The following is a 4,439-nucleotide window of genomic DNA, read 5'->3' as shown; positions in this document are numbered from 1 at the left end:
ACATTCGCCCATGAAGTGGTTGTTAAGGTCTTTAATCATTTCGTCGTCGCAACCTTTAGCTACGCCGATAACGTGTTCGTCTGCAAACTGAAGACCACCTTCTGTTTCTTCCATTTCTTTGAATTTAGAAGCTGGAGCTTTACACAATGGACACTTTTCAGGAGCTGAATCACCTTCGTGGATGTAACCACATACTGTACAGATAAATTTCTTCATAATAGTAATAAGTTAGTTAGTTGTTAAATTAATATTTTCAGTCCGACTTCAGTTTTTGTCGGAATTGTTTTTCTTGCATTCAGGGCAGACACCCTTGTAATAATTGTGTACCTCTTCAACACTGAATCCTTTGTCTGCCATATCACTCATTTCTTTTTCGTTGACGTGCATTGGCAGGTCATAGATTTTACCGCAACATTTGCACTGGAAATGTGCGTGTGCCGATGTATCACCATCAAAACAAGCGTTGCGCTCGTCTATCGTAAGCATCTTTGCGGCTCCATGTTCAACAAACAACTTCAGCGTGTTATATACAGTTGTTTTTGAAAGGGTAGGAATATCATCGTGCAGGGCCATGTATATCTCATCTATACAGGGATGAGTATGGTGCTTCAGCAGATAGTCCATAATTGCGATGCGTTGTACGGATGGCTTTATTTCATAACTAAGCAAATATTCGTAAACGTTCATACTTTCTTTCAATTCTGTAATTGTTACAATTTTATTTCAATAGCAAAGATACAAACTTTTTTTTAATCCACAAGTTCCAAACTTAATTTTTTGTTTTTTTTACTTTTGGCTTTACTGCTGAGCAAAAGAATAATTTGTATTTTTGTAGTCGCTATACATTATATATATAACAAATTATATGAAATTTGGTTTTGTAAAAGTGGCGGCTGCCATTCCTGCGGTAAGGGTGGCCGACTGTAAATTCAACGCTCAACACACTGAGGCTCAGATTATGATAGCCGACGGGAAGGGTGTTCAGATAGTGATTTTCCCGGAATTGAATCTTACCGGATATTCATGTGGCGACCTGTTTTCTCATCAGCTGCTGCTGGAACAGGCCGAAATGGCTTTGATGCAGGTGATTAACAATACCCGACAGTTGGATATTATTTCCATTGTCGGCCTGCCTGTCATGGTAAACTCTACTTTGGCCAATTGTGCGGTAGTGTTCCAGAGGGGTAAGATTCTTGGGGTAGTTCCTAAAACTTATCTGCCTAACTATAAGGAATTCTACGAACAGAGATGGTTTGCTTCATCTCTCACATATAAAGATATTTCTTCTGTAAGACTTTGCGGACAGACAGTGCCTTTCGGAAAGGATTTGCTTTTCGAGACTTCGGATACCTGTTTCGGAATAGAGATTTGTGAGGATGTATGGGCTCCCGTTCCTCCAAGTTCTGAACTGGTGTTGAAGGGTGCGGAGATAATCTTCAATATGTCTGCCGATACAGAAAACATAGCCAAGCATCAGTATCTCCGTTCGGTGCTTTCACAGCAATCTGCACGCTGTCTGTCTGGGTACGTGTTCTCTTCATGCGGATTCGGTGAGTCTACCACAGATGTTGTATTTGCCGGAAATGCACTTATTTATGAAAACGGTACTTTGCTTGCCGAGGCTGAACGCTTCTCGTTCGATGAGCAATTGGTTGTCAGCGAGATAGATGTAGAGCGCTTGCGAGGAGAACGTCTGGTAAATACTACATTTGCGGCGAGTGTCAGAGCTTATGGTGCAGATGGCGTACAGCGTATTCAGACAGAGATGGTTAACAGCCGTAATCTTTCTCTCACGAGATATGTAGACCCTCATCCGTTCGTACCGGCAGGAGGAAAGCTGCTTGATGAAAGATGTGAGGAGATATTCTCCATCCAGGTGGCAGGATTGGCGAAAAGGCTTGTTCATACCAACTGCAAGACAGTGGTGGTAGGTATATCAGGCGGTCTGGATTCTACATTGGCTCTCCTCGTATGCGTGAAGACTTTCGACAAGTTAGGCTTGCCGCGCAAGGGTATAGTAGGTATCACTATGCCGGGCTTCGGAACCACCGACCGTACATACAACAATGCTCTTACTCTGATGAACTCACTGCAGGTTACAACCAAGGAAATCAGCATCAAGGATGCCTGCATTCAGCATTTCAAGGATATAGAACACGATATGTCCATTCACGACGTAACTTACGAAAACGGTCAGGCGCGCGAACGTACGCAGATTCTTATGGATTATGCAAACAAGATTGGCGGTCTGGTGATTGGTACAGGCGATTTGTCGGAACTTGCACTTGGTTGGGCCACTTACAATGGTGACCACATGTCGATGTACGGTGTGAATGCCGGCATTCCTAAGACGTTGGTGCGCTACCTTGTCAACTGGGTGGCACAGACCGGAGTGGATGTTATCTCGCGTAACACACTGCTTGACATTATAGATACTCCTATCAGTCCGGAACTTATCCCGGCCGACGAAAACGGTAATATCAAGCAGAAGACTGAAGACCTCGTCGGTCCATACGAACTGCATGATTTCTTCCTTTATTATTTCCTCAGATTCGGAATGCGTCCGGCTAAGATTTACTACCTGGCAGAGATAGCTTTCAAGGGAATGTATGACAGCACTACGATAAAGAAATGGCTCACTAATTTCTGTCGCCGTTTCTTCAATCAGCAGTTCAAGCGTTCATGTCTTCCTGACGGGCCTAAGGTAGGTTCTGTTTCACTCAGTCCTCGAGGCGACTGGCGTATGCCGAGCGATGCAAGTTCGGCCTTGTGGCTCAAGGAATGTGAGGAACTCATAGGCTGATTTATGCATGCATCCGTAGTTTTTCCCTGAAACGCATAAGAAAAGAAACCGTTACACGTACGTGTTACGCCCGTGTCACGTTCGTGTAACGCGCGTGACACGCTCGTGTTCCACCCGTTACACGTACGTGTTACGCTTTCTCTGTCAATGAATTTATTTTGATATTTCCCGGCTTATTGCCTTAAATGCAGGGACGTTACTTTGTTCGTCCGGATTGAAGGCATACCATATATAATTATCTTCCTGTCCTGTCGGAAGTTTGCACAGGCGCATGTTCTCTTCGTATTCCCCGAATATTATATCCCATGCATCAGGCGGTGTGACGTGTTTGGTCCTTATCGCTTCTGCCGGTTCTTTCTTGAGCGACATTCCCGCTTCTATCCATGCCTGCGTGGCATCCAGAGTGTATTTCGGATAATGGCTCTTGCAGAACTTGTAAAGAATTATTCCTCTTCTCTCCAATCCCATAGGCTGGTCTATCACTCCGATGTTTGTAAGATGCTCCAGGAAGCGATACAGAAAGTCGTCATTCTCCACTATCAGTCGACGGGTGAGTTTCTGCCATGCCTTGGCATTATAGAAACCGTCCAGGAGGCGTGACAGGAGTCTTGCAGTCTGAAGTTCGTCCGATGTAATGTCGTTTGTCTCAAGCACCTCGTATGGAGGTAGGGTAGAGTATCTTATTCCAAGTTCTTCTACTCTTTTTCTCATTTCTGTTCCCGGAAGCAGTTTCAGCGATTCCAATTGAATTTCTCCTGCATTCAGTCCGGCCAGGGTGCGTACATCCTCGAAAATCTCATTCAGATGATAGTGAGGCAGTCCGGCTATCAGGTCGGCGTGCGTTTCCATATTCTCGAGCGAGCAGAGGAACTTCAGGCCTTTCATCGCATCATCAAGTTTTCCGGTGCGCCGGCTTGTGGTGAGTACTATTTCTCTCAGACTCTGTATTCCGGCCTCGAGATGAAGAAGTCCTTTGGGCATTGACTTCAATTCTGCTTTCAGTTCTTCAGAAAGCAGAGCCGGATGGATTTCAAGATGGAAATTTATGTCCGGATATTCGCGGAAGAGGGCAAGCAATGCTTTTGCATAGCGGGTGTTGTAGTTGAAAGTACGGTCCAGAACTCGTATGTTCTTTATTCCGTGGCTGTGGATGATTTCTATTCTTTCTCTGATAGTGTCTATACTTAGATTTCGCACCGGCTTATCGCCACCGCTTACGCAAAAAGCGCATGTGTTGAAGCATCCTCTTGTACTTTCCAACTGTACGAAAGGCTTGTTCCAGTTGAACAGCTCGCTTCTTTCAGGATATTCCAAAGCCGTGAAGTCTGTCACTCTTGCCATACCGTTGTCGCAGTATTCTCCGTTATCGTCTATGTAGCATAGTCCGGCAATGTCCTTCCATTCTTCCTTATCGTCGAAATGCTTCATCCACTGTTTGAATCCGGTTTCGCCTTCACCTCTGAATACACCTTCGATGAAATCGTTTGTTGTAAGGAATTTTCTGTTATCTCCCAAAAACTCCGGTCCTCCGAGGATTATCCTGCACTGTGGCAGCAGAGATTTTACGCGGCATGTGATATGGAGTAACGCTTCGTGGTTGAAGAGCCAGCATGTGGATGCTACAATATCAGGCTTG

At 44.8% G+C, this 4,439-nt stretch carries 4 protein-coding genes; 1 reads left to right on the top strand and 3 read right to left on the bottom strand.

Going from position 1 to position 4,439, the window contains the following annotated elements; genetic code table 11:
* The coding region (locus QZ379_RS11445) for a rubredoxin-like domain-containing protein (RefSeq protein ID WP_366933617.1) at window positions 1–216 on the bottom strand (216 nt) is incomplete at its 3' end.
* 48 nt (window positions 217–264) lie between these two features.
* Complete coding sequence (locus QZ379_RS11440) at window positions 265–687, bottom strand: Fur family transcriptional regulator (RefSeq protein ID WP_291564745.1); 423 nt, start codon at window positions 685–687, stop codon at window positions 265–267.
* A gap of 178 nt (window positions 688–865) precedes the next feature.
* On the opposite strand from QZ379_RS11440, the gene QZ379_RS11435 reads away from it, so the two are divergent.
* On the top strand, window positions 866–2,803 hold the full coding sequence (locus tag QZ379_RS11435) for an NAD(+) synthase (RefSeq protein WP_291564742.1): 1,938 nt from the start codon (window positions 866–868) through the stop codon (window positions 2,801–2,803).
* Between the two features lie 153 nt (window positions 2,804–2,956).
* On the opposite strand, the gene QZ379_RS11430 is transcribed toward QZ379_RS11435, so the two are convergent.
* On the bottom strand, window positions 2,957–4,439 hold a 1,483-nt coding region (locus QZ379_RS11430), incomplete at its 5' end, for a DUF4080 domain-containing protein (protein ID WP_291564739.1).

This window comes from Bacteroides sp. (genome assembly GCF_019417265.1).
In the GTDB taxonomy this organism is placed as follows: Bacteria; Bacteroidota; Bacteroidia; order Bacteroidales; family Bacteroidaceae; genus Phocaeicola.
Note: the sequence above shows the minus strand (reverse complement) of the source record. Positions and strands in the feature narration are given on the sequence as shown.